Annotated in this window: 19 protein-coding genes; 16 read left to right on the forward strand and 3 right to left on the reverse strand. The window is 45.6% G+C overall.

The window, feature by feature from the left end:
- Window positions 1-99 precede the first annotated feature (99 nt).
- From HNQ56_RS14525 to HNQ56_RS14535, 3 genes are all read left to right on the forward strand, one after another.
- Window positions 100-2,418 carry a glycosyl hydrolase family 95 catalytic domain-containing protein gene (locus HNQ56_RS14525; protein WP_429147556.1) on the forward strand — a complete coding sequence of 773 codons (2,319 nt, stop codon included), beginning with the start codon at window positions 100-102 and terminating at the stop codon, window positions 2,416-2,418.
- A gap of 144 nt (window positions 2,419-2,562) precedes the next feature.
- Complete coding sequence (locus HNQ56_RS14530; protein ID WP_429147559.1) at window positions 2,563-5,793, forward strand: alpha-mannosidase; 3,231 nt, start codon at window positions 2,563-2,565, stop codon at window positions 5,791-5,793.
- Window positions 5,794-5,920: 127 nt separating this feature from the next.
- Entirely contained in the window at window positions 5,921-6,859 is a 939-nt protein-coding gene (locus HNQ56_RS14535; protein WP_429147562.1) for a hypothetical protein, read from the forward strand.
- A 72-nt stretch (window positions 6,860-6,931) separates the two neighbouring features.
- Here HNQ56_RS14535 and HNQ56_RS14540 read toward each other — a convergent pair whose 3' ends face one another.
- Window positions 6,932-7,681 carry an AraC family transcriptional regulator gene (locus tag HNQ56_RS14540; RefSeq protein WP_429147565.1) on the reverse strand — a complete coding sequence of 250 codons (750 nt, stop codon included), beginning with the start codon at window positions 7,679-7,681 and terminating at the stop codon, window positions 6,932-6,934.
- Window positions 7,682-7,895: 214 nt separating this feature from the next.
- Between HNQ56_RS14540 and HNQ56_RS14545 the strand changes: the two genes are divergently transcribed.
- From HNQ56_RS14545 to HNQ56_RS14555, 3 genes are all read left to right on the forward strand, one after another.
- Complete coding sequence (locus HNQ56_RS14545) at window positions 7,896-8,777, forward strand: sugar phosphate isomerase/epimerase family protein (RefSeq protein ID WP_429147568.1); 882 nt, start codon at window positions 7,896-7,898, stop codon at window positions 8,775-8,777.
- A gap of 9 nt (window positions 8,778-8,786) precedes the next feature.
- Complete coding sequence (locus HNQ56_RS14550) at window positions 8,787-9,845, forward strand: Gfo/Idh/MocA family protein (protein ID WP_429147571.1); 1,059 nt, start codon at window positions 8,787-8,789, stop codon at window positions 9,843-9,845.
- Window positions 9,846-10,161: 316 nt separating this feature from the next.
- Window positions 10,162-11,016 carry a sugar phosphate isomerase/epimerase family protein gene (locus HNQ56_RS14555; RefSeq protein WP_429147574.1) on the forward strand — a complete coding sequence of 285 codons (855 nt, stop codon included), beginning with the start codon at window positions 10,162-10,164 and terminating at the stop codon, window positions 11,014-11,016.
- 204 nt (window positions 11,017-11,220) lie between these two features.
- Here HNQ56_RS14555 and HNQ56_RS14560 read toward each other — a convergent pair whose 3' ends face one another.
- A complete protein-coding gene (locus tag HNQ56_RS14560; RefSeq protein WP_429147576.1) occupies window positions 11,221-11,550 on the reverse strand; it encodes a hypothetical protein in 330 nt (109 codons plus the stop codon).
- An 8-nt stretch (window positions 11,551-11,558) separates the two neighbouring features.
- On the opposite strand from HNQ56_RS14560, the gene nadE reads away from it, so the two are divergent.
- The 8 genes from nadE (at window position 11,559) to HNQ56_RS14600 (ending at window position 19,260) form a co-directional block, all read left to right on the forward strand.
- On the forward strand, window positions 11,559-11,759 hold the full coding sequence (gene nadE / locus HNQ56_RS14565; protein ID WP_429147579.1) for an NAD(+) synthase: 201 nt from the start codon (window positions 11,559-11,561) through the stop codon (window positions 11,757-11,759).
- A 345-nt stretch (window positions 11,760-12,104) separates the two neighbouring features.
- Window positions 12,105-13,316: a DNA polymerase IV gene (gene dinB, locus HNQ56_RS14570; RefSeq protein ID WP_429147583.1), complete on the forward strand. Its 1,212-nt coding sequence runs from the start codon at window positions 12,105-12,107 to the stop codon at window positions 13,314-13,316.
- A gap of 156 nt (window positions 13,317-13,472) precedes the next feature.
- Window positions 13,473-14,459 (forward strand): LacI family DNA-binding transcriptional regulator, encoded by a 987-nt coding sequence (locus HNQ56_RS14575; RefSeq protein ID WP_429147586.1) that lies wholly within the window; start codon window positions 13,473-13,475, stop codon window positions 14,457-14,459.
- Window positions 14,460-14,628: 169 nt separating this feature from the next.
- Window positions 14,629-15,183: a hypothetical protein gene (locus tag HNQ56_RS14580; RefSeq protein ID WP_429147588.1), complete on the forward strand. Its 555-nt coding sequence runs from the start codon at window positions 14,629-14,631 to the stop codon at window positions 15,181-15,183.
- Between the two features lie 4 nt (window positions 15,184-15,187).
- Window positions 15,188-16,261 carry a glycoside hydrolase family 53 protein gene (locus HNQ56_RS14585; RefSeq protein ID WP_429147591.1) on the forward strand — a complete coding sequence of 358 codons (1,074 nt, stop codon included), beginning with the start codon at window positions 15,188-15,190 and terminating at the stop codon, window positions 16,259-16,261.
- A gap of 21 nt (window positions 16,262-16,282) precedes the next feature.
- Entirely contained in the window at window positions 16,283-17,485 is a 1,203-nt protein-coding gene (locus HNQ56_RS14590; RefSeq protein ID WP_429147594.1) for a sugar ABC transporter substrate-binding protein, read from the forward strand.
- A 7-nt stretch (window positions 17,486-17,492) separates the two neighbouring features.
- Window positions 17,493-18,407 (forward strand): carbohydrate ABC transporter permease, encoded by a 915-nt coding sequence (locus tag HNQ56_RS14595; RefSeq protein ID WP_429147705.1) that lies wholly within the window; start codon window positions 17,493-17,495, stop codon window positions 18,405-18,407.
- A gap of 1 nt (window position 18,408) precedes the next feature.
- Window positions 18,409-19,260, forward strand: coding sequence for a sugar ABC transporter permease (locus tag HNQ56_RS14600; RefSeq protein ID WP_429147596.1), 852 nt, complete (start codon window positions 18,409-18,411; stop codon window positions 19,258-19,260).
- Between the two features lie 128 nt (window positions 19,261-19,388).
- Here the strand turns inward: HNQ56_RS14600 and HNQ56_RS14605 are convergent, their stop codons facing one another.
- Entirely contained in the window at window positions 19,389-20,192 is an 804-nt protein-coding gene (locus HNQ56_RS14605) for a class I SAM-dependent methyltransferase (protein ID WP_429147599.1), read from the reverse strand.
- A 338-nt stretch (window positions 20,193-20,530) separates the two neighbouring features.
- Here HNQ56_RS14605 and HNQ56_RS14610 point away from each other — a divergent pair, with 338 nt between their 5' ends.
- Both HNQ56_RS14610 and HNQ56_RS14615 read left to right on the forward strand, forming a co-directional pair.
- A complete protein-coding gene (locus HNQ56_RS14610) occupies window positions 20,531-22,225 on the forward strand; it encodes an aminoglycoside phosphotransferase family protein (protein WP_429147601.1) in 1,695 nt (564 codons plus the stop codon).
- A gap of 177 nt (window positions 22,226-22,402) precedes the next feature.
- The gene (locus HNQ56_RS14615) at window positions 22,403-26,119 is read left to right on the forward strand and encodes a CARDB domain-containing protein (protein WP_429147604.1); all 3,717 of its coding nucleotides are present in this window, start codon (window positions 22,403-22,405) and stop codon (window positions 26,117-26,119) included.
- Window positions 26,120-26,273: the final 154 nt, after the last annotated feature.

Consider the following 26,273-nt stretch of genomic DNA (forward strand, 5'->3'; position numbering starts at 1 on the left):
AAGAAATAAAAGGTATAATGAAGGGAGGTCCGAGTTCATGCCAGCATTTTCATAGCGATCTGTGCGGTAAAAGGCGTGGACATAAGGATGGATAAATTGATGAATAAAGAATACAGAAAGTTAATTATCGATCAACTGCCTAAGCGTTTTAATGAAGGCTTGTTCTGGGGCAACGGATTTATAGGGGGATTGCTGTATGTGGCTGATCATTCCCTTCGGTTTTCCGTGGATAGTATACAGCTTTGGGAGACCAGGGACAGCACACAGGATATGCCGGCTGCAAAATTTGCAGATTTTGTGAAAAATCCGGAGTTGTTCCATAATGGAACCTATACGGCGCAGACAAATCTTTCGGAGCCCAGAATTTGGCGCAGCCATCTTCCGGGGCTGAGCTTAAATATCGCATTGGAGGATGAGATAACCGGCTTCTACGCAGAACTGGATCTTACCCTTGCCAGTGCGGATATCCGGGTTATCTTAAAGAATGGAAAACAGGTTAATTGCTGTGTTTATGTTGACTCTAACGTTAATGTCCTGAAGGTTAAGCTTGATGCGGAGCAGTATGCAGTTGAGATCAAGGGCTGGGATACCGCCGACGGAAAGCTGGCCCAGCTGACAGGCTGGAATTATTCCAGGTATACAGTGCAGAGGCTGGAGAGCATCAATCATGTGCTTCAGCCCTATTCCGGGCAGGGACTGGCAGTAATCAGCTTGATGGAGAAGCCCGGAGATATCTATATCACCCTGAATGCGGATACCCATGTTATCCAGGAGAAAGATACCTCTAGGGATTATGATGTAGAAGCGGATTATGGCGGAAAAACGGATCATGATGGAGAAGCAGGCCATAACGGAAGAGCGGACCATGGCGAAAGAGCGGACCATGGCGGAAAAATAGACTATGGAGAAAAAACAAGCCAGGAAATGATTGCAGAGAATACTGGGCTGTTGGAGAAATATCTGGAGCATGAGGAAGTATTCCGAGAGGCGCATACGGCTTCCTGGGCAGAATTCTGGAGCCGGTTTGATTTAAGCGTACCCAATGACAGACTGCAGCAGGCCTTTTATCAGGAGATGTATAAAATATTTTCCAATGAACGGAGGGGCTCCTGGCCCGTCACCCTGCAGGGCGTATGGAATAATGACGCGAAGATACCCGCCTGGTACGGAGATATGCATAACGACCTGAATGTGCAGTCCTGTTATTGGGCGGCATATAAGACGAATAATATTGAATTGGCGGAAGCTTACATTGATTATTATACCGGAGCCATGCCGCGTCTTACAGAACGGGCGTATAAGCTGTTCGGCATAAAGAATGCCATTCACTGTCCGGTTCAGATGGCGCCGGAGGGCTACGCAGCCGGTGGGGAATGGTGCTTCTGGAATGAATTATTGGGACCGGAATTATTCGTAGCGGCAGATTTTTGCTGGTATTATGAGTATTCCAGAAACCTTGAGAAATTGGAGTCCAGTGTATATCCCTTTATAGAAAGGGTTCTTAATCTGTATCAGGGAATTGCATATCCGGGTGAGGACGGCTATTATCATATTCCCTTTACCAATTCACCGGAGGTATTCCGGGGGCCCATGCTGATTAAGGATGATGCCACGGTGGTTATCTCCACTCTTCATTATCTGCTGGAGCATATGGAGCGTTATGCAAAGCTCCTGGGCAGGGATGGCAGCCGTTATGCGGAGTTCAACCGGAGGCTGACCCCGGTCAAGCTCACGGCGAAGGGATATCCTTTATTCCCGGATGAGGATGTGTTTGAATCCCATCGTCATTTCTGTCAGCTGTTCCCCATATTCCCCCTGGGGACGGATATCCACAGCCCGACAGCGGAGCGGTCCCTCAATGCTGTAATCGATCTGGGATTAACGGAATATGCGGCATGGTCCTTCCCGTATATGTCGATCTTTGCATCCCGCTGCGGCAGGGGCAATATGGCACGCACCATGCTGGAGCTTTACTGCATGGCCTTCCGGGCACGGAATACCTTTGTGGTCAACGGAGATCCCTATCAAAACGGTATTCTGCGTGTATCGGATACCAATGCGGGGGAAAGTTCAGATGCCTTTACGGTGGAAGCAGGCTTTATTGTACCGGCAGCGCTTAGTGAGATGTTTGTCCACCGGTCCGGGGACAGGGTATATATCGCTTATGGTATTCCGGATGAGTGGGGCAAATGCTCCTGCCGCAGCATGACCATCGAAGGCGGACATAGGATATCCGTGGTTATAGAAGAATATGAGCTGAAATCGGTGGTTGTGGAGCCAAGCTGTGATGAGAAGGTAGAATTCTCTTTTGCTAAGTCGAAGAGGCCTTTGATGGTAGATGGGAATCAGCTTCCGGTACAGGATGTATACCAGGTATCTTTAAAAAAGGGAAGAAAGCTTGTATTTGAGGTAAGCTGAACAGATTATGAAAGACAAGCGGAAATAGAGTGAAAATCTTGATTTTACATTCCGCGGATTGTGCGCTGTCCCAATTCGCAGGGTTGCGGCAGCGCATGGATATTGCTGTAGAAATAGATTGAAAGAAAGGCATGGGTTATTAAGATGGAGTTTATTTCGGAATGGAAAGGACGTATGCAGTACTGGCTGGACCTGCTGACCCAGGATTTTTATACGGCCATACAGCCAATCCAATTTGAAGGGTTTACCACCTGTGAAAGATTATCCTACGAAGAGGCCATGAAGCAGGAGTTCCGGCCGATGCCGGAAGGAACGAGGTGGGGACATCAGTATGAATATGCATGGTTCCGGGCTAAGATTGTTCTTCCCAGAGAGGCTGAGGGAGAGAAAATCGTTATGTCCCTGGATACGGGGAACGGAGGCTGGCCCGGAGGGGAATCCGTGCTCTATGTGAACGGCAGGGAGTTTGGCACTAAGCGGGCAGATTTTATCAGTATCTGGCATCATTATGTACAGGATAATATACTGACGGAGCAAGGGGCGGAAGGTACCTGTTACGAGCTTGTAATGGAGACCTATACGGGGCACCATATTCCTATGAGCAAATTCGGCATGGTTGCTGTGGGGCCGGTGAAGCCGGAGGCTTTTAAAGAGCCCGATCCGGAGGAGCTGCGGTCCGGAATCGGCTCCAGCTCTATCGGCATATGGAATGAGACGGCCCATCAGCTCTGGCTGGATGCGGTAACCTTGTATGAGACCATGCAGTGCCTGGACGACAACAGCCTTCGGGCGGCAAAGATAGCAGATGCCCTTAAGAAGTTCACCTATGCCGTGGATTTTGAGCAGCCCCTGGATAAACGTATGGAGGATTACAGGTTAGCCAGAGGCATATTAAAGCCCATGCTGGAGGCGAAGAACGGTTCGACGGCTCCGGTTATGTACGCAATCGGCAATGCTCATCTGGATATTATGTGGCTCTGGCCTTATGCCGAAACCATCCGCAAGACAGCCAGAACCTTTGCCCAGCAGCTGAGGCTGCTGGAGATGTATCCGGAGTATAAATTCCTTCAGAGCCAGCCCCAATTATATCAGATATGCAAGGAGAATTACCCTGAGCTGTATGCCAGGATGAAGGAAGCGGTGAAGCGGGGCCAATGGATCTGTGAAGGCGGCATGTGGGTGGAGCCGGATACTAATATGGCGTCCGGGGAATCCTTGATTCGGCAGCTGGTACATGGCATGAGGTTTTATAAAGAAGAATTTGACGTGGATTGTGAGATACTCTGGCTGCCGGATACCTTTGGCTACTCCGCAGTATTGCCCCAGATACTTAAGGACTGCGGCATCCGTTACTTATTTACGCAAAAGATCTTCTGGTCCTGCAACGAGGGGGAGAAGTTTCCTTATCATTATTTTACCTGGCAGGGGATGGATGGCTCCAAGGTAATCTCCTTCCTTTCCACCAGTTACACTTATCATACTAATCCACGCCAGTTGATTGAAGTGTGGAATAACCGGGTCCAAAAGGAGGAGCCTGTGGATAAATTCCTCCTTCCCTTCGGTTACGGCGACGGCGGAGGAGGACCCAGCCGGGATTTTATCGAATATGGTTTGAGAGAAGAGAATCTGGAGGGGGTACCCCGGTTCCGGTTTGCGCATCCTCTGGAATTCTTTCAGGATATGGAGAAGGAGGGCGCTCCGGAACATACCTACCTGGGAGAATTATATTTTACAGCCCATCGGGGAGTATATACTTCCCAGGCAGCAGTAAAGCTTAGGAACCGAAAGAGCGAGCTGGCGCTCAGGGAAAGTGAATTATGGAGTGCTATAGCCGGTGTCCGCAAAGTCTTCTCTTATCCGGCTGAGACCATGGACCGATACTGGAAGCTGGTTCTGCTTAACCAGTTCCATGATATCCTGCCGGGCTCTTCCATTGCGCGAGTCTATGAGGATGTTGCCAGGACACATCTTGAGGTTATGGAAGGGGCGGCCCTGATTGCACAGGAAGCGAGAGGAAAGCTGACAGAGAGGGCAGAGGGAGCCGTAACCGTGTTTAACTCTCTTTCCTGGGAACGTACGGGAATCGTGGTTCTTCCCGGACAATTCAAACAGGGAGCCATGACCGCGGAGGGAAGATTTATCTATGTATATGAGAAAGATGGTGAGGTCATTGCTGAGGTTACCGTCCCTTCCTGCGGAGTGTTGGCTCTGATCCCTGTCGCACCCTCACAAGGGGATACGGCAAGAGATACAGCAGAAGATATAGCAGGAAATGCAGCAAGTGATATAACAAAGGCCCAGATAATATCTGGGGTGCAGAAAGGAATGGCAGTACAGACAGCGGTGACCCCGGAGGGTGCAGTCCTGGAGAATGGGTATGTCCGGGTCGTTTTTAATGCCAATGGGGAGATCACTTCATATAGAATGAAGTCCACCGGCCGTGAATATGCCGCTCAGCCTATGAATCAATTCTTGTTATATAAGGATGTTCCCAGATATTTTGATGCCTGGGATATTGATAGCCCTTATGAGAAGGCTGTTGTCAACCTGGAGCCGAAAGCGGAGATAAGCATAAGCTGTGCTGTGCCGGTATATGGCGCGGTCTGTGTGAAAAAGCAGATTGGAAATTCTTCGCTGGAGCAGATCATTGGACTGAGCAGGGACAGCCACAGAGTTACCTTTGATACCACAGTTGACTGGAAGGAGCTGCACCGGTTATTAAAGGTCAGCTTCCCGGTCAATGTCCTGGCCGAAGAGGGAATCAATGAGATTCAATTTGGCTATGTCACCCGTCCTACCCATCGATCCAGACAGTATGACAGGGACAGATTCGAGGTGTGTAATCACAGATATACGGCGCTTTGTGAACAAAACCACGGTGCCGCGGTACTTAATGACTGCAAATATGGCGTCAGCATGCTGGATCATTCTATCAATCTGACCCTGCTGAGGGCACCCGCTTCACCGCAAATGCGCGCGGATAACGAGATACACCGGTTTACCTATGCCTTTACTGCCTGGGAAGGAAGTTTCATGGACAGTGATGTGGTTCGTGAGGGCTACGAATTGAATGTGCCTCTGGAGACAGCTTCAGGCCTCGCCAGTGAACAAAGCTTCTTTAGCGTAGATCAGGCCAATATCATGATCGAGACGGTAAAGCCTGCGGAGGATGGCAGTGATACCGTGGTTCTTCGAATGTATGAAGCCAAGAAGGCGGGCACCCGTTGTGCATTTCGCAGTGCATTTCCGATACTTAAGGCATACGAGGGCAATATGCTGGAGAAGAAGGAAAGAGAGTTGCCGGCAACAGCCCATGAGGTGGAACTTGATTTTCGCCCTTTTGAAATTAAGACAATTCTGTTAAAATTGGAATAAGGCAGTTATGCTTCGGCGGGAGGCAGCGGATTGCTGACAGGCAGAAGAAGGAAGAGAACAGGAGCCGAGCAGAAGGGTGTGTTGTGAATATCTGCATTAACGATGAGGATTATAATGGGGGATGGCGATGGTAAAGGTAGAATTATGTGAGTATAATGGCTGGAAGGATTGTGTCAGAATCTCCAATGACAGGATTGAGGTGATTGCTGCGACTCAGATCGGTCCCAGGGTGCTCCGGTTTGCTTTTCTGGGAGGAAATAATATCTTTTATGAAAAAGCAGGGCAGCAGGGACTGACGGGCGGAGATGAATGGCGCATCTATGGAGGACACCGGCTGTGGCATGGTCCGCAGATCGGCTTTCGGCCCAATGAGCCGGATAATGAAAGAATCAGTTATGAGCTTCTTAAGGACGGGGTTGTCCTTACAGGTAACCGGGAAACCCTGTCCGGCATGCGCAAGCAGCTTACAATCCGGATACCCTCGGATGGAGCCGAGGTAGAAGTCCTTCATGAGATCAGGAACCAGACGGTCTGGCCGGTAGAGTTGACCGCCTGGGCACTGTCGGTCATGGCAGGCGGAGGTCTGGCTATATGGCCGAATACGAAGCGGGATACCGGCTTCTTGCCAAATCAGGCTCTGGTTACCTGGCCCTATACAAATCTGGAAGACAGCAGATTGAATATATGCAAGGATTACATAGCATTGAAGCAGGACAGCAGGGTTGAGGACTGGTTTAAGGCTGGAACCGGCAATGTAGAGGGCTGGGCGGCATACTTGCTGGAGCAAACGGTCTTTCTTAAGAAGTATAAGCATATCATGGATGCAAACTATTCTGATATGGGATCTTCTTTTGAAATCTATACGGATTTAGAGATTATAGAGCTGGAAAGCTTAAGTCCTATTACAAAGCTGAAACCGGGGGAGAATCTCAGACATAGGGAGAGCTGGAGGCTGTTGACGGCAGAGGAATTGGGATTGGATATCCAGGTTGAAGGGAAGGTTCTGGAGGACAGCTTATATGGCACACTCATGAGGCTATTATCTCCTGCTTCGGTTCAACAGTAAAATTGTATTCCTGGTTCATATCGAAAATCCACTATTATTAAACTGGGCAAATAATATGTTAAGTGATAGTGTTTACTTTGAAGGAATATCGGAAGAAGGCAGGCGGTTCATATGTTTTTTATAAGTCTTGGAGAAATAAGACAGATTGTCAAAACCGCATAGCAGGGCAGCTTCTTCTACATTATATTTACTGCTTTGCAATAACTTCTTTGCATTGGCACACCTTACCATATTAAGAAAATTCACGGTGGTATAACCTGTAACCTCTTTGAAAATACGGCAGAAGTAATATTTGCTTACGCCAACTTCCTCTGAAATACTCTGAATGGAAAGATTTTCAGAATAATGATACTGTATATACCGGATTGCCTTTTTGATTACTTCAATTTTGTTGTTTTTTATCTGTTTAGATAAGGTGGATTCGAGTATGGTGTAGTTCCGATAAAGGCAGATGACTAAATCCATGGTTGCTGCTTTTATTTTTGCTTTATAAAGAGCTTTTTGCAATTGAAATTCCTCTTTAATAATCTCATATTTCTCTCTTAGCTCATTTTCTGTTATCTTTCTTTGAAATACAACTTCTCCGATATCCAGATTAAAGTTCTCGCAAAATTTCTGATCTATAATCAGGCAGTAGTAGATGGATTCATCTGCTAAGGATTGGATATAATGGACATTGTTTGAATTGATAACAATGATTTCGTCCTTACCGGCAGTGACACTGTCCGCATCTGCAATCACATGGATCGTCCCCTTTAGAACATATAGGATCTCGAGGTTTTCATGCCAATGAGGCAGAAAATCGGAGTAATGTTTTTTCATGGTATCCAGGTGGAAAATAATTGGAAACGAAGGATCCTTGTGTATATGGGGTTCGTATAAATTATTTGCGTTCATCGTCGTCTTCCTCTATTCAAATTGAATTTAAGCAATATAGTGTTAATTTGCGGCAACTTCATTTCTTTACTTCATAATAGTTCAATTATACAATGAGGTTTAGAAACAAACAACTTTTTTTATAGAAAGGATGGTTGATATGTACGATTTTCCAATTGGTGTTATGCTGGATTCCTTTAAGCTGAGTACGAAAAATGCTATAGAAAAAGCGGCACTCCTTGGGGCCAAAGGCCTCCAGATGTATGCAACCTCAGGGGAGTACTCCCCGGAAGCGTTAACGGGAAGTAAAAGGAGAGAACTTCTTGATATGGTTAAGTCAAATGGACTTATTTTTTCTGCCCTATGTGGGGATTTGGGCCATGGCTTTGGCAGCAAAGACAAGAATCCCGAACTCATTGAAAAGTCAAAGCGCATTATGGAGCTGGCAAAGGACCTGGAAACGGATATTATTACTACCCACATCGGTGTAATTCCGGCAGATAAGAATCATGAAAGATATAAGATTATGCAGGAAGCCTGCCATAGCTTGAGCCGTTTTGCTGATTCTATGAAAGGACATTTTGCCATTGAGACCGGGCCGGAGATTGCAGCCACTTTAAAGGAATTCTTAGATACCCTCGATTCAAGAGGAGTTGCAGTCAATCTGGATCCTGCCAATTTTGTAATGGTTACGGGAGATGACCCGGTCAAAGCTGTTTATATCTTAAAAGATTATATTGTACACACCCATGCAAAAGATGGCAGGCGGCTTCAGGTGATTGATCCTGAAATTATCTATAAAATCAAAGATGACAATACCGCCAGTGATGCTGCCGAATATGAATTCCTTTCCCAGGATACGAACCAACCATTTATTGAACTTCCTCTGGGAAAAGGGGATGTTAATTTCAAGGACTATCTAAATGCTCTGGATGACATTGGCTACAGGGGCTTCCTGACTATTGAGCGCGAGGTCGGGGACAATCCGGAAGAAGATATTAAAAATGCAGTGGTTTTTCTTAACAGGATGAAAAGTTTATAGGAGGAAGTTATGGCAAAGATTAAAATCGGAATCATCGGTACAGGTTCTATCTCCGAACAGCATATCGAAGCTTACCGGAACAATAAAGATGTGGAATTATATGCCTTCTGTGATCTGAACGAAGAGCGGCTGAAATTTATGGCGGACAAATATAATGTGAAGCGGACTTTTACCGATATGAATGAAATGCTGAGCCTGAAGGAAATCGATGCAGTCAGCGTATGTACCTGGAATTCCGCACACGCACCCTGTACCATAGCGGCATTAAATGCAGGCAAACACGTCCTGTGTGAAAAGCCTATGTCGGTTTCCAAAGAAGCCGCACAGGCCATGAAAGAGGCAGCTGAAAAAAATGCTAAATTACTGATGATTGGTTTTGTCAGACGTTACGGAAATGACTGCAGCATTTTAAAGGAATTTATCGAATCGGATTATTTCGGTGAGATCTATTATGCAAAGGCTACTTACTTGAGGCGGAAAGGGAATCCCGGAGGATGGTTTGGTGAGAAGGCACGTTCCGGGGGCGGGCCATTGATTGATTTGGGTGTTCATGTAATCGATCTGGTAAGGTTCTTAATGGGCAACCCGAAACCTGTCTCCGTATACGGAGCTACCTTTAAGAAACTGGGCGACAGGGGCAATATTAAGGGAAAGCAGTCTTATAAGGCCTCCAGCGCTACGGATCATGATATCTGTGATGTAGAAGATTTAGCGACCGCCATGATTCGCTTTGATAATGGTGCCCTTCTTTCCGTTGAAGCGAGCTTCAGCTTGAATATTAAGAAAGATGAGGGAAAAATAGAGCTTTTTGGTACAAAGGGTGGTGCCAAACTGGATCCGGAACTGGAGCTTTACAGTGAGATTAATGATTATATGGCGGATATTGCACTGGATGCGCAGACTTCTCTAAGCTTTGACGGCTTGTTTGCCAAAGAAATCGATCATTTCGTCTCCTGTATTATGGATGGGACACCTTGTATGTCCCCCGCTCAGGACGGCATTGATATTATGGCTATTTTGGATGCGATCTATGAATCGGCCGCAGCCGGTCATGAGGTGATCTTATAATACTAAGATACCTGATGGCTAAAATCATGATGTAATGAAAGCGGAATGAGGAGAAGACAAGTTTACTTGTATTCTCCGATTGGAGCAACAAGATCATGAACCTGGTTTTGGTTCATGATATAATGAAAGCGGAATGAGGAAATGCAAGCTTGCTTGCGATTTCCGATTGGAGCAACAAGATCATGAACACGTCCTTTGTTCATGATATAATAAAAGTGTGATCACATGATGCGAGCTGGCTGACAATCATACGATCGGAGCTAGGGATCATGAATGTGATTTAAGTTCAGGATATAAATAGAGAGGGCGCAAAAACATGAAAGTATCGGTTAGTTCCTACAGCTTTGGGAAGCTGTTGTACTCAGGCATAATTACACAGATTGACTGTATCCGTAAGGCAAAGGAGATGGGCTTTGATGCCATTGAATTTATGGATATACTTGCACCGGAGGGTGTCACAAAGGAGGAGTATGCGAAGGCGTTGGCAGAAGAATGTAAGCGCCTGGATATGCCGATCTCCTGCTTTACCTTCGGCGCTGATTTTATTAATGGAAGCGGCGGCGATGCACGTCTTGAGATAGAAGGCGTGAAGAAGATGGTGGATATTGCGGCTATCCTGGGAACCGATCTGGTACGGCACGATGCTACCATCGGTGACGGCAGAGCCTTTGATGCCATATTGCCAATTCTGGCTGATGCTTGCAGGGAAGCTGCGATTTATGCAGCCTCCAAGGGCATACGGACCACCGTAGAAAACCATGGGTTTTTCTGTCAGGACAGTGACAGGATGGAGAAATTATATAATGCAGTTAATCATGAAAACTTTGGGCTGCTTACAGACATAGGTAATTTTTTATGCGCCGATGAACCGCCCGAAAAAGCCTTAGGAAGACTTGCGCCTTATGTTTTTTATGCTCATGCGAAGGATTTCCATGTCAAATCCGCTATGATGCCAGATCCTGGGGAGGGTTTTTTTCGATCCAGAAGCGGCAATTACTTAAGAGGCGCTATTATTGGTCACGGAGATGTTCCGATCCTGCACTGTATCAAAGCGTTGAAAAATGCAAAATATAATGGTTATATTTCAATTGAATTTGAGGGGATGGAAGAAAATATTCAGGCTCTTACAATCGGGCTGAATAATCTAAGGCATTATATTGAAGAAGCATAATGATCCGCCCTATGTCTGAGATGAGATTTATAACATAAAAATGCACTTTGATTCAGCTGCACAATAGAATGAGACAAGCCGTTTCAAGGTGCATTTATTGTTTAATTATGCGCTAACTTCATGATCCTGTACCTGGTTCTCCGTCTCATTGCCCACTTCTGCATAAAAACATAAGCTTCAAGGTGCATTTTCTCGTTCTATGTACTATTTCTTCTTACGTCCAATATACATCAGATGTTCTGACCAGCTTAGCAAATCCTCACGTTCACATACCTTCTCACAGAGGTCAAGCCATAGGTCAACCACCTCTTTCGGTTGGCTCATAATATTGCCTTCGCAGGGGGAGGAGATGCTTTCCTGCCCGAAAAAATGCAATTTCTCAAGAGGGAAATTCTCCATAAAGGGTAAGATCTCACTCTGCCTTGCAAAATAAGCCTGGGTAAATGCCTTACCGGAAAAGCTGCGATTCTCAATAAAGGTGTTATGAAACTCCCGCTCCAGAGGATCGGTAATCGCTTCCGGTGCATACTTCATGATGTATATTGATAATTGGATATTATACTAAATATGGTGATGGCGGTGTTGACATCAATCCAATTAAAACATTAAATAAGAGGCAAATAATACAGTTGGCAAAATATAATTGGCCATTCGGAAAAATCCAGGAAAGCATTATGACTCGGTTGCCTTCAGCAGATTTATGGGATGGACAAACTGATGAGGAAGAAATAGGAATGTCGTAAGGAGATTGCAATGTCTGATTCAATTGAAAGCGCACGGCACCAACTTAAACGATGCGAGTGACTAGAATATATAACCACTATAAATTCTGTGCATTTATTTGATTTTACATATTCATGCAGTGTTTATGAAATTATAAAAGATCTTTCTATTACAACACGGAGAGGCGAAAAACTTGATCTGTGACAGTAAATTCGACTCATTGATTCACAGCCTTTCTCATATGTAAATCATTGATGACTATGAATAGCAATAGCTCAAGCTGTCCTTTTCTGCTATAATAAATGCAAATGAACCGGAATTACTGTTTGAACGGATTATCAGGCAATATAGGGAGGTAAGGGCGGATGGACAGGACGATTATACATGTTGATATGGATGCTTTCTTTGCAGCTGTCGAGGTTCGGGATAATCCCCAACTTCTTGGCAAGCCATTGATTATTGGTGCCCTGCCACAGGAAAGAGGCGTGGTATCTACATGTAGTTATGAGGCCCGAAAATTCGGAGTCCGTTCGGCTATGAGCATAAAAGATGCATATCGGCGTTGTCCTCATGGTATATATATGCGCCCTAATCCGAGGAAATATGAGGAAGCATCTGACCAGATACATAAAATCTGGCTGTCCTATACAGATATGGTGGAATATATTTCGCTTGATGAAGGGTTTCTGGATGTTACCGGCTCAGTGGCATTATTCGGCGGTGCAAAAAGTATTGGCCTTGCCATCAAAGAGCGGATTAAATCAGAAGTAGGGCTGACATGCTCCGTAGGAATAGGATATTCTATGATGTCAGCTAAATTAGCAAGCGAAGAAAAGAAACCGGATGGTTTTTTTGAAATACCAGATGCCGAAGCTTTAAAAAACCTCATCATAGACCGGAGCGTGAGAATTATCTATGGGGTGGGACCCAAAACTGCCGAAGAGCTGAAAAAGGCCGGTATCAATACTGTACGTGATGTTCTTGCCAACAAGCAAGCCGTGATCCGCGTGCTTGAAAATCAGGGAAGAGAAATAATTAACCTGGCGGAGGGAATTGATGAACGCAGGGTCGTGCCTTATTATGAGGAGGAAGCGAAATCCTTTGGCAAGGAGCATACCTTTCAGCATGATACGGAAGATTTTGATTTTTTGAAAGATGTCCTTTTGCTGATTGCAAAGGATTTGAGTTCAAAAATCCGGCTTGACGGGACTTATGTCCGAACTGTCACCTTAAAGATCAAATACGGGGACATGAAATTAATCACCCGTTCCCAAAGCGGAGATTCGATATGCGAGGCAAAGGATATTTATAAAATAGCCGCATCCTTGTTGGATAGGGTAGAAAAACGTCCGATCCGCCTGGTAGGTATTACGCTCAGCGGTTTTGAGAAATCTGATTTCCGTCAGATGACGTTTCATGATATGACGAATTTACAAGAGAAGAAGCGGAAAGAGGCACTGAATGAGGCGTTATTAAATCTTCAACGTAAGTATGGAGCTGGCGTGATAAAGACCGGAGATGAAGTGATGGCGAAAAAACGTCTTGAAACGGATAAAGATATGAAAAGATTTATTTAAGGAATTCGCGTCCTGTATCAAACACCTCCAATTTTAACAATTGAATTGATATTGTGCGTATTCTAATGCATTATGCAGGAAGAATGCTTCTGATAAATAATTTATTGACATAATCCTTCCTGATTGGTAAAATATTTACTAGCAAGGAGTGATGGAATGGCGACAATAAAAGAAATAGCTGAAATCGTTGGGGTATCCAGTGCGGCGGTATCCAGGGTGCTTAATTATGATGAAGGGATCTCCGTCAGTCAGGAAACAAGAGAGTCCATTTTTGCTGTTGCGGAGAAGCTTGGATATAAGAAAAAGGTGATTTACCCCAAGATTGAGAATGTAACATTGCTTTATTGGGTATCTCATGAGGAGGAATTGGAAGATATCTATTATCAGGCAATTCATAGTGAGCTAATCAGACAAGCGAAAAAAATGAATATACAATTATCTGTTGTAACAAAGGAAGATGGATTAAGTGCAATTAAGCCCGATAGCAGTGCATTTGTAGCAATTGGCTGGCTTAATCGGAAGGAATTGAACAAGCTGTATAAGATATGTAAAAAAGGGGTATTTATTGACACCTCTCCTGATGAGAAATTATTTGATGCCGTCAGACCTAATTTGGATTCCTTTGTAACTCAGATGGTGGATTATTATGTTAAGAAGGGACATAAGACGATTGGTTTTGTCGGCGGAACCGACCGCAATATTGATACGGAAAAGCCGTCCATGGACGTTCGCGAATGGTCTTTTAGACAAAGCGCGATCTATTATAATTTATTGAATGAAGACTATATATATATTGCGGACCGTTATACGGTTGCGGAAGGTTACCGGCTGGGCAAGATATTGGCGGAGAGCGGAAAGCTTCCAACTGCACTTTGTCTTGCCAGTGATACATTAGCAATAGGCTTACTACAGGCGTTTCATGAAGAAGGAATACAGATTCCGGAACAGGTCTCTGTTTTCAGCATAAACGATGTAAGTGTAGCTCAGTATGTATCGCCGCCGCTGACAACCTTCCACATTGACATCCCTTTATTATGTGAAACAGCATTAGATTTACTCAGAGACAGGGTATTAAAGGGCGGGAAGATAACAAAAACCGTTTTTATAAATGGCATTCCAGTGTTTAGAAAAAGCTGCAAATAAAGAATAATTCATATCAATAGAATAAAAAATGGAAAGAAGAATCTCGTAACTGAGATTCTTTTTTCTTGACTAAAATTTGAATCCATGTTACATTTAGATAGTAAATTATTTATCTAAATAGTAATAACATATTTACCAAACACAAGGAAAAGAAAAAGGAGAAGGAGACATGAAAAGAAAATTAGCCGCAGGCTTAGCAATCATGGGATTGCTGGTAACCTTGACCGGATGCAAAGGGGACTCCGGTGCAATCAAGGCAACAGCAGATGAGAAGGGAAATTACATAGTAAATGGAAGCTTCGAGGATGCTGAATTAACTGGGTGGACACTTAATAATGTAGATAATGTTACGGAAGAGCTGGGTGTTTATGAAAGAGAAACCGACTGTTATGATGGGGTTCAGTGTTTACACTTTTATTCCTCCAGGGATGTCAACTTTACGGTGGAACAATCTTTGAAGGGGCTTGAGAAAGGAAACTATAAATTAACCGGATACGCACAAGGCGATACTGCCGGAGATGCGAATTCCTCCATATACATTTATGCAATTGTTAATGGAGAGACAATAAAAGCGGATATTACCCTTAACGGATATCTTGCCTGGAATGCAGCAGAACTAAATAATTTGAATATTACAGATGGTAAAGTTACAATTGGTATCAGTGTAACGAATGCTCCTGGCGGATGGGGAACCATTGATAATATTTCGTTGATAAAGGAGTAATTACATGAGTTTTATTAAAGGAATGGATGTATCCATGGTAAAGGAACTGGAGGAGCATGGAGCCAAATACTATTTAAATGGAGAAAAGAAGGACTTATTCGAAATCTTAAAAGAATGCGGTGTGAATTTGATCCGTTTAAGACTGTGGAATGATCCATATAGTACATCAGGCGAAGCATACGGCGGAGGAACAAACGATATCGATACGACAATAGAGCTTGCAAAGCGGATATTAAGTCATGACATGGAATTCATGCTGGATTTCCATTATAGTGATTTTTGGGCTGACCCGGCGAAACAATATAAGCCCAAAGCCTGGGAAAACTTAAGCGGCTCAGAACTGGAGACGGCGGTTTATCATTATACAATAGATACTCTAAGTAAATTAAAAGAAAAAGACGTTCTTCCAAGCGTTGTGCAGATAGGAAATGAAATTACCAACGGATTACTATGGCCTGATGGGAAATCTGATAACACCGAGGGGATGGCATCACTTTTAAAAGCTGGAATTAGTGCGGTTAAAGAGTTTGATCCAAATATTAAAATACTTTTACATCTGGATTTTGGTACCGATAATGAAATGTATCGAAAATGGTTTACAAATATAGCCCCATATGATCTGGAATTTGATATAATTGGCATGTCCTACTATCCTTACTGGAATGGAAGTATCGAAGATCTGGTACAGAATATGAATGATATCAGCCAAACCTTCCAAAAGGATGTTTTGGTTGCTGAAACAGCAATTGGCTATACAACAGATTCCCTGGGATGCAATGGACTTGTTTTTTCAGAGGAGATGGAAAAAAAAGCAGGGTTCCCGGCTACCAAAGCCGGGCAGGAACAATTTCTGAAAGAACTATGCGATGGGATTCGTAAAGTAAAAAATCATAGGGGGATTGGAATCATTTACTGGGAAGCTGCATGGCTGCCGATTCCAGAGTGTTCCTGGGCACATTCTATCGGATGTGAATATATGAACGACACTGCCGAAGTGGGGAATTCGTGGGCTAATCAGGCGTTATTTGATGAAAAAGGAAATGCAAATCAAGCATTGGTTAATATGAAAAACTGGTAGAAGGAAAAGGAGAGGGAGATTATGAAGACAAAAACTTTAGGATTGGTTGTTATTGCAGCAATTGTCATAAGTATATTATCTGGCTGCAGTACTTCAGGCAAAGCCGGCAAAACACTGACTATCTGGACCAACATGGAAGTCGAGGCGAAAACGATTCAAGAATATGCGGATAAATGGGGGGAAGAATCCGGCTATAAGGTGGAAGTGATTCACGAATCCCCGTCGGTCCAGCAATTTGCACAGGCAACGAACAGCGCGTCCGGACCGGATGCTATTATTGGTATTCCTAATGATCAGCTGGCGGATTATGTGAATGCAGGGTTGGCAGCAGAGACACCCGATCATTTGTATCAGGATGCGGATTTCTCTGACGCGGCGGTCCAGGCGTGTTATGTTGCCGGTAAAAGGGTTGCGGCACCCCTGGCGGTGGAGACAATTACCCTTTTTTATAACACGGATAAAGTAGCTGCGGCCCCCGCAACCTGGGAAGAGCTTGTAGACATTGCCTCTGAAAACGGCGGTATCCAGTTCGATGCAACCAGCGTCTATTATGACCTTGGTTTTTTACGTGCATGTGGGGGTTATATATTCAAATATGAAAACGGAAGCTACGATGTAAGTGATATTGGTCTGGCAAATGAAGGCGCAGTACAGGCTTATGAATTTATTAACGACCTGTGTAATAAATATAACTTCCTCTCAGCAAATGTAACGGCTGATATTGCGAGAAGTAACTTCCAAAATGGGGAAACAGCATTTTACATAGGCGGTCCGTGGGATATCGACGGTTTTACTTCCGCAGGGACACCATTTGCTGTTGCAGAGGTCCCGACCTTCAAAGGTAATGCATTTGCCACGCCGGTTGGCACACAAGTAAGCTTTGTCAGTGCAAAATCAAAGAATCAGGATAAGGCATGGGAATGCATCATGTATCTCATTAATAATGGTGCTATGGCGATGTATGAGTCGGGTAACCGTATTCCGGCAAAGCTTTCTGAGCAGGAGAATGCGGCAATTCAAAACAGCGAAGTCTCAAAAGCATTTATAGCACAGATTAATAATGGAGAACCGATGCCAACGGTCTCCGAATTAGGACAGCTTTGGGGAATTCACAGCAATAATATAAAGCTGATGTTTCAAGGGGAACTTGATCCAAAAGCAACGGCAGAAAACATGGTATCTCAGTTAGTAGAAGCAGTAAAACTAATGAATTCAGGAAAGTAGTGATTTGGTGAAGAAGAAAAAGAATAATTTAAAAGCAAGTCCATATTTGCTTCCCGCACTTATCTCCATCTTTATTGTAACCGTCATACCCATCCTATACACGGTAGTAATCTCTTTTACGAATTACAACATGTATCATCTGGAAAATTACTCATTGGTGGGACTTAAAAATTACCTGGAGGTTTTTTCTGGAAGCATTCGTAAGGTCTTCTTCCCGGTGATGGGCTGGACGGTATGCTTTGCAGTGCTCAGTACAATCGGATCGTATGCGGTTGGATTGATTCTGGCAATTCTGCTGAATAATCCGCATATGAAAGAATCGAAGGTATACCGTGCGATTTTGATTGTACCCTGGGCGCTGCCCTCAACGATTGCCATTCTGGCATGGCAGGGACTGCTGAATGAACAGTATGGAGGAATTAATAATATGCTGCATGCAATTGGTATCGCAAGGAACATCCCTTGGCTGACCAATGCATTTTGGGCGAGAGTAGGCATCATTATTGTTAATGTGTGGCTTGGTTTTCCGTATATGATGAATGTATGCCTCGGCGGATTGCAGGCGATCTCCCCGGAATTTTATGAAGCAGCTAAGATTGACGGAGCCTCAAAAATCCAGTGTTTTAAAATAATCACCTTTCCGATTGTTACAAGGCTGTCTGTTCCGTTGGTCATCTCTACCTTTGCGGCCAATTTCAATAACTTTGGCAATATATATATGATTACACAGGGCGGGCCTGCGAGGATTGATAATCAGTTTGCGGGATATACCGATATTCTGGCAAGTACCATATATAAGATGACAACATGGTCGAATCGATATGATTTGTCGGCAACCTTCAGTGTTCTGGTATTTGTTATTATCGGAACATTTACCTTGATCAATATGCGCTTGTCCGGTTCGTTTAAGGAGGGTGATTAATATGAGGGATAAATACAAAGAAAGATTGTCACCTTCTGAACGAAGAACAGTATGGATCAGCAGAATCGTTATCTGGATCACCATTGTTGCGGTGGTATTTCCTGCATTATGGATTGTTATGTCCTCCTTTTCCGCCGGAGACAGCTTTTTCCTGACCTCATTGTTTCCGAAGAAATTTAGCCTGAAGCATTATGCGGAATTGATACAAAAAACGGCTTTCATAAAGTGGGTGTGGAATTCATTGAAAATGTGCTTTTTGGTGGCAATGATACAATTAATCCTGACTTCCCTGGCGGCCTATGCTTTTTCAAGACTTCGCTTCACCGGAAGAAAATATGGCCTCATGACCTTGCTGGTGCTTCAAGTCTTCCCTAACAGCATGGCAATATCGGGCTACTATATCATAATTTACAAATTTGGATTGGTAGACAGCCTGTTTTCGCTGATTTTGGTTCTGGCAGGCGGGAGCGCTTTTAATATATGGTTGTTAAAATCGTATATGGACGGTATTCCGAAAGAGCTTGATGAGGCTGCCATGGTAGACGGAGCAGGGCATTTTACCACATTTTACAGGATAATACTGCCGCTGGCAGCACCACAGCTCACAGTCATATTTTTATTTTCATTTATTGCAACCTACAGTGAGTACATCATTTCATCTGTTTTTTTGCAAAATCCAGGGAAAATGACATTAGCCCTTGGATTGCAGTCATTCATATCTGACCAATTTGCAGCCCATTGGACTTTGTTCTCAGCGGCAGCAGTACTTTCTTCTCTTCCGATTATGATTATATTCATGGCTTTGCAGAAATACATTCAGAATGGATTGGTAGCAGGAGGAGTAAAGGGATAGGGTAAGCATGGCAATGAAAGAGCATAAGTAATTAGATAAGGGTATGCTGCAAACCTGACATTTCTCTGTCAGGATACAGCATACCCTTACCTTTTCGAGCCAGGGAAGATTCCATTCCTGGCAAATTGCTATGTAACCTTACGTCCAATATACATCAGATGTTCTGACCAGCTAAGCAAATCCTCCCGTTCACATACTCTTTCACAGAGATCCATCCACAGGTCAATCACTTCCTTGGACTGGCTCATAATATTGCCTTCGCAAGGGGAGGAGATGCTCTCCTGCCCGATAAAATGCAATTTTTCAACAGGAAATTTCTCCATAAAGGGTAAGATTTCATCCTGCCTTGCAAAATAAGCCTGAGTAAATGCCTTTCCGGAAAAGCTGCGATTCTCAATAAAGGTGTTATGAAACTCCCGCTCAAGGGGATCGGAAATGGCTTCCGGTGCATATTTCATGATGTAAATGATACCGGCAAATATGTTGATAAAGGAAATGAAGAGGGTTCCCCCGGGTTTCAGCAGCTTTAATGCGGCATTTACCGCCTTGACGCGGTCCGCTTCTTCTAATAAATGATACATCGGCCCCATCAAGAGGATATGATCAAAGGAATGACGGAAGCTCTCATCCACTGTCCGGGCATCTCCGACAACACCTTCGATCTTGAGATTCTGATCCTTGGCCCGTTCCATGGCGAAGCGGACATTTTCATCGGACAGATCAAACAATGTTACATCACAGCCCTTATCAGAAAGATAGAGAGAATACCGTCCCGGTCCTCCGCCAATATCAAGCACCTTATCTCCCGGTTTAACGTACCGGTCTATAAAGCGGCAGGTAATCAAAAACTCAGGCCGGTTGGCAATCCGTTCCCATTCGCTCACGACGTCGGAATTGTAAAAGTCTCTAATTATTTTTGTTGTTTCATCCATGAACTGCGCCTCCTCACATTGTCCTGATCAAAATCTAATCAGAAATATTCTTGCTGATAGTTGTTTCCCCATCATATCAAGATTGATATAAAAAAGTCAAATAGAAAATAAATTTTTATTTCTTTGCTTCTTATCACGGGATAGGCAGAAGCGAGAATCAATGCCAGTTAGTTAAGACCCAAGCGTGAATAGGAAGTTAATACTATGTTCGATTGTACCGATGAAAATCATATGGTAAAATAAAACATGGGAGTAATAAGTGAAAATAGCCGGCAGTTGCTCAGGGATTTATTCTGACTTTATAAGGTGAAAACATTACAGATTGAGGAGAAATATTTATGACCCGATTTCAAGATTATATAAAAATGGAGCCGATTACCAAGGGCTGGTCTGAAGATAAGAAATACTGTGTAACCAAAGCGGACGGGGCAAAGCGTCTGCTCCGCATTACACCGATTTCTCGTTATGAGACGCGGAAAGCACTGTTTGAAATACTGAAACGGGTGGCGGAGCTGGAGATACCCATGTGCGTTCCTCTGGAGTTCGGCACCTGTGAGGATGGGGTGTATTCCCTTCAAAGCTGGATCGACGGCGAGGATCTGGAGGAGGTATTGCCTCTGCTGCCGGAAACGGAGCAGTATGTATTGGGCTTACAATCCGGGGAAATTCTGCGGAAAATGCACACCATACCGGCACCGGCAGCGCAGGAGGAATGGGAAGCCCGGTTTGGCCGTAAAACAGATATGAAAATTCAGAAATATCACGAATGCGGTCTGCGGTTTGAAGGCGATGAATATATCCTTGCCTATATAGAGGAAAACCGGCATCTGCTGAAAGGCCGCCCCCAGTGCTTCCAGCACGGTGATTATCACGTGGGGAACATGATGATAGAAAAGGGTAAGCTGAAAATTATAGATTTTGACCGTTACGATTTTGGCGATCCGTGGGAAGAGTTCAACCGTATCGTGTGGAGCGCGGCGGCAAGCCCCCATTTTGCAACCGGTCAGCTGCGAGGTTACTTCGGAGGTGATCCTCCGCTCGAATTTTTTAAGCTATTAGCCTTTTATATCTCCAGCAATACATTGTCCTCTATTTATTGGGCAATTCCCTTCGGGCAGTCGGAGGTTGATATCATGATGAAGCAGGCGCAGGACGTGCTGGATTGGTTCGGTAACATGAACAATCCGGTGCCGGTATGGTATCTCAAAGATTTTTATATCCAATGGACTGACGGTGTGCCATATAAGCTTAAGGCGCCCTTTGATTTTTCGTTTCTTAGTAAATATGGTAAGGTGTTCAAGGTTTTTGATGATCAGGATTCCGGAAATATCTGTTTTGGTATGGCCGACGGTAGGAATAAATACTTCATCAAATTTGCGGGTGCGCCCACGGAACACGCTAGCGTGAGCGCGGAAGAAGCGGCTGCGAATCTCAAAGGTACAGTGCCGATTTATAAGGACCTGGTTCATCCCACCCTTATTAAGCTTATAAGTACGGAGGAGATCGGCGGCGGGTTCGCTATGGTTTTTGAGTGGGCCGACGCTGAATGCATGAGCCCGATGTATCCCATGTCCCATAGAAGGTTCATGGAGATGCCGCTGGACACAAGACGTCAGGTATTCCACGATATTATTTCCTTCCATGCTCATGTGGCTAAGCAGGGATATGCCGCCATCGATTTTTACGATGGCAGTATCATGTATGACTTTAATAATAGCAGAACGGTTATCTGTGATATTGATTTTTATTCAAAGACACCCTATATCAATAAGATGGGACGTCTATGGGGCAGCTCCCGCTTCATGTCGCCGGAGGAGTTTCAACTTGGAGCAGTCATTGATGAGATTACCAATGTTTACACAATGGGTGCAACAGCTTTTGCTTTATTCGGTGATGTGCGAGACAGGTGTATTGAAAAGTGGAAATTAAGCAAAGGTTTGTTTAAGGCAGCGAAGAAAGCAGTCAGCAATGAACGGGATCAACGGCAGCAATCAATGGAACAGTTTATTAACGAGTGGAGCAGTGCCGAATGAAGCGATGAGGTTGGACATGGATAATTTATGAAGACATGGGGTGGTACAAGTCAATGGAATATTTGTTTCCGCAGATGGGGCAGAATCTGCCGAAGCTTTTCCACATTTTTGATAATGATTATGGGATACAAGCATATACTATACTGTAAACAAGTAATTTTATGAAGGAGGTAGTCTATGAGCAAAGGTTTAAGAAAATACATAAGAATTGCCCTGGCTTTGGCAATACTCTTTACACGGATAAATCCCATGATACCCGCGGCCTTGGTCGCCCATGGAGGAGAACTGGAAGAATATGAGGCGGCAGCCGTCGATGCGGGGATGCCGGATCTGGTAGTGACGGATATCCTCTGGCAGCCTGCAGACCCCGCCGCCGGAGATGCGGTTATCTTCAGTGCCACGATCAGGAACCAGGGAAATGGCGCAACCCAGGCAGGAGTAATCAATGGCGTGAGCTTCTTTGTGGACGGCATCCAGGTCAGCTGGTCGGATAACAATAGCAGCGCCATCCCGGCGGGAGCATCCGTCACAGTTACGGCCAACGGAGGACCGGCCGGTACTGCCCAGTGGAGCGCAACCCAGGGCGGCCATACCATTATGGCATGGGTGGATGACATCAATCGCATGACAGAGAGCAATGAGGGGAACAACCAGTATTCCAAGGCGATGAACGTCAGAGGCGGGTCGCCTTTACCGACACCAACCCAGGTGCCAGGAGAGCCGGATCTGATTGTGACAGGTTTAACGTTAAACCCGGAAGCCCCGGAAGCAGGGAATGCAGTTACCTTTAGTGCCACAATCAAAAATCAGGGCACCGGTGCCACGACAGCGGGCATTATTAATGGGGTCAGTTTTCTGATTGGCGGCACCCAAGTCAGCTTTTCCGATAACAACACCGATTCCATACCGCCCGGAGGCTCTATTACGGTAACTGCCAACGGGGGGCCCTCGGGTTCCCCCGTCTGGACGGCAATCCAGGGAAGCCATACCGTTACGGCCTGGGTCGATGATGTTAACCGGATCGCAGAATCCAATGAAAATAACAATCAATATTCCAGGACGATCCAGGTAGGCAGCAGCACACCGACACCAAGCCCTACGCCTAGCTTGACACCAAGCCCCACCCCCATCCTGACACCAAGTCCTACTCCTACTTTGCCTCCCGTAGAGGGGCCCATTGACTTGATTGTTACGGACATCCTCCCCTCACCGGCATCTCCTCTGACCGGAGACAGGGTTACCTTCAGTGCCGTTGTAAAGAATCAGGGCACGGGATCAACTCCGGCAGGCACCATCATAGGGGTCAGCTTCTTTGTGGACGATATTCAGGTCAGCTGGTCAGATAACACCACCTCTTCCTTAGCGCCCGGAGCCTCCATAACGGTGACGGCAAACGGAGGTCCCTCCGGTTCTGCCGTCTGGTCAGCAACCACGGGAAATCACACCATCCGGGCCTGGGTGGATGATGTTAACCGAATGTCCGAAGCCAATGAAAATAACAATCAGTATACGAAAAGCCTGGCGGTAACGGCTTCTCCCATGCCGGATCTGGTAGTGACCAGTCTTTCCTTTACACCTGCCGCTCCGGTAGCAGGGGATGTTATTCACTTTACCGCCGTAGTCAAGAACCAGGGCACCGCAGCAGGGGCGCCGGGTATTCTGTCCTTTGCGGTGAACGGTACGGAGGTCTTTGCCTCTCCTAACAACACAACCGCCTTGGGAGCAGGGGCAGAAACTACGGTTACCGGCTCCTGGACTGCGGCGTCCGCAGGGGAGAACTCACTGACGGCCACCGTTGACCGTGGAAATGCAACAGTGGAAGCCAATGAGACCAATAATACCTTCAGTACGAATCTGACGGTCAGCCCGAAGCCGGGAATTGATCTTGTTATTACGGAAATCACCTGGTCACCCTCCTATGTGACTGCCGGAAATGCGGTTGCCTTCAGTGCGGTGGTGCAGAACCAGGGCACCCAGGCCGGTGCGGCGGGAATTGTGGCATTTAAGGTGGACGGTACCCAGGTTGCCTCAGTAAACAGCGCGGCCCCTATCGCGCCAGGCGCCAGCTTGACGGTAAATGCAGCAGGAACCTGGAGGGCAACCGGGGGCACCCATGTAATTGATGCAATCGTGGATGTGAACAATACTACAGCTGAGACCGATGAAACGAACAATACGGCCAGTCAGAATCTTGTAGTCGGCAGCGGAGGCCGCGGCGCGGCTCTGCCTTATACAAGATATGAATCAGAGGACGGCGTCTACGGCGGCGGTGCCCTGCTGCGTTCGGCTCCTGATTTTAACTATGCATTGACCGCCTCAGAAGCCACAAATCAAAAGTATGTGGCATTGCCCGGCAACGGCTCCTATGTGGAGTGGACGATTCATCAGGGCGGCGCAGGGGTTAACATGAGATTTACCATGCCGGACAGCAGTGACGGCATGGGGCATAACGGTTCTCTGGATTGCTATGTCAACGGCACGAAGGTTTCAACGATTTCCCTGTCCTCCTACTGGTCCTGGCAATACTTCATCGGGGACCACCCCCAGGATGCGCCTAACGGAGGCCAGGCCGCATTCCGGTTTGATGAAGTGCACTGGAAGCTAGCCACTCCTTTAAAATCCGGTGATACCTTAAGGATACAGAAAACAAATGGGGACGGATTGGAGTATGGGGTTGATTTTGTGGAGGTAGAGCCGGTTCCTTCGGCAATTTCCCAGCCTTCCAATTCCCTGTCGGTAACGGCATACGGGGCGACGCCCAATGACAGCACGGACGATCTGGCCGCCTTTAATTCCTGCGTGAGCGCTGCAGCTGCCGCCGGCAAATCCGTATATATCCCGGAAGGTACCTTTCATCTGGGCAATATGTGGGTAATCAGAGCCGATAATATCACCATTACAGGCGCCGGTATGTGGCATACAAATCTGCAGTTTACCTCGCCCAATGCGTCCAGCGGCGGTATTTCCCTGCGGATCACCGGAACCATAGACTTTGGAAATGTTTATATTAATTCCAGGCTTCGTTCCCGCTACGGACAGAATGCGATTTACAAATGCTTCATGGATAACTTCGGAACCAATTCCAGAATTCATGATTTCTGGGAGGAGCATTTTGAATGCGGCTTCTGGGTGGGGGATTACGCCCACACTCCGGCGATTCCGGCTGACAATCTGCTGATTGAAAACGGGCGGATCAGAAATAATCTGGCGGATGGTGTGAACTTCTGCCAGGGCACAAAGAATTCCACGGTACGCAACTGCAGCGTGAGGAATAACGGTGATGACGGGCTGGCAATCTGGCCGGACAGCACCATGGGGGCGCCTATGGCCGTCAACAATTCCTTCCTGTACAATACCATTGAGAATAACTGGCGCGCGGGAGCAATCGGAATCTTCGGCGGGTCCGGGCACAGGGCGCAGTACAATTATATCAAGGACTGCTTTATGGGCTCTGCAATCCGGCTGAATACCGTATTCCCCGGGTATCATTTTGAGAATAATACGGGAATGATTTTCTCTGATACTACCATCATTAATTGCGGCACCAGCCAGGATTGCTACAACGGGGAACGGGGCGCCATTGATTTGGAGGCTTCCAATAGCAGCATCAAGAATATTACCTTTGAGAATATTGATATTATTAATACCCAGAGGGATGCGATTCAGATGGGTTACGGCGGAGGCTTCAGCAATGTTGTCTTCCGGAATATCCTCATTGACGGAACCGGCAAGGATGCAACGATTTCCTCCCGATTCTCAAATCCTCATTTGGGAGCAGCGATCTATACGTATACCGGGAATGGGTCGGCAACCTTTATTAATCTTACCACAAGGAACATTGAACTTCCTGAGGTCTATATGATTATGAACGGCTTTGATGTAATCTTTCAGTAACAGATAAAGGATCAGTAAGAGAAGGGGTACCCTGATAGGAGGCACGGAAAAACCGTGTTGAACTATCAGGGTACTTTTGCGATATGTTATGGTTAAATGGGTGGGGGTAGGCTGTGAGACGAACAGGAGTGCATCGGTATGCATCTGGCTTGCC

Source organism: Anaerotaenia torta, assembly GCF_050433395.1.
Classification (GTDB): domain Bacteria; phylum Bacillota; class Clostridia; order Lachnospirales; family Lachnospiraceae; genus Mobilitalea; species Mobilitalea torta.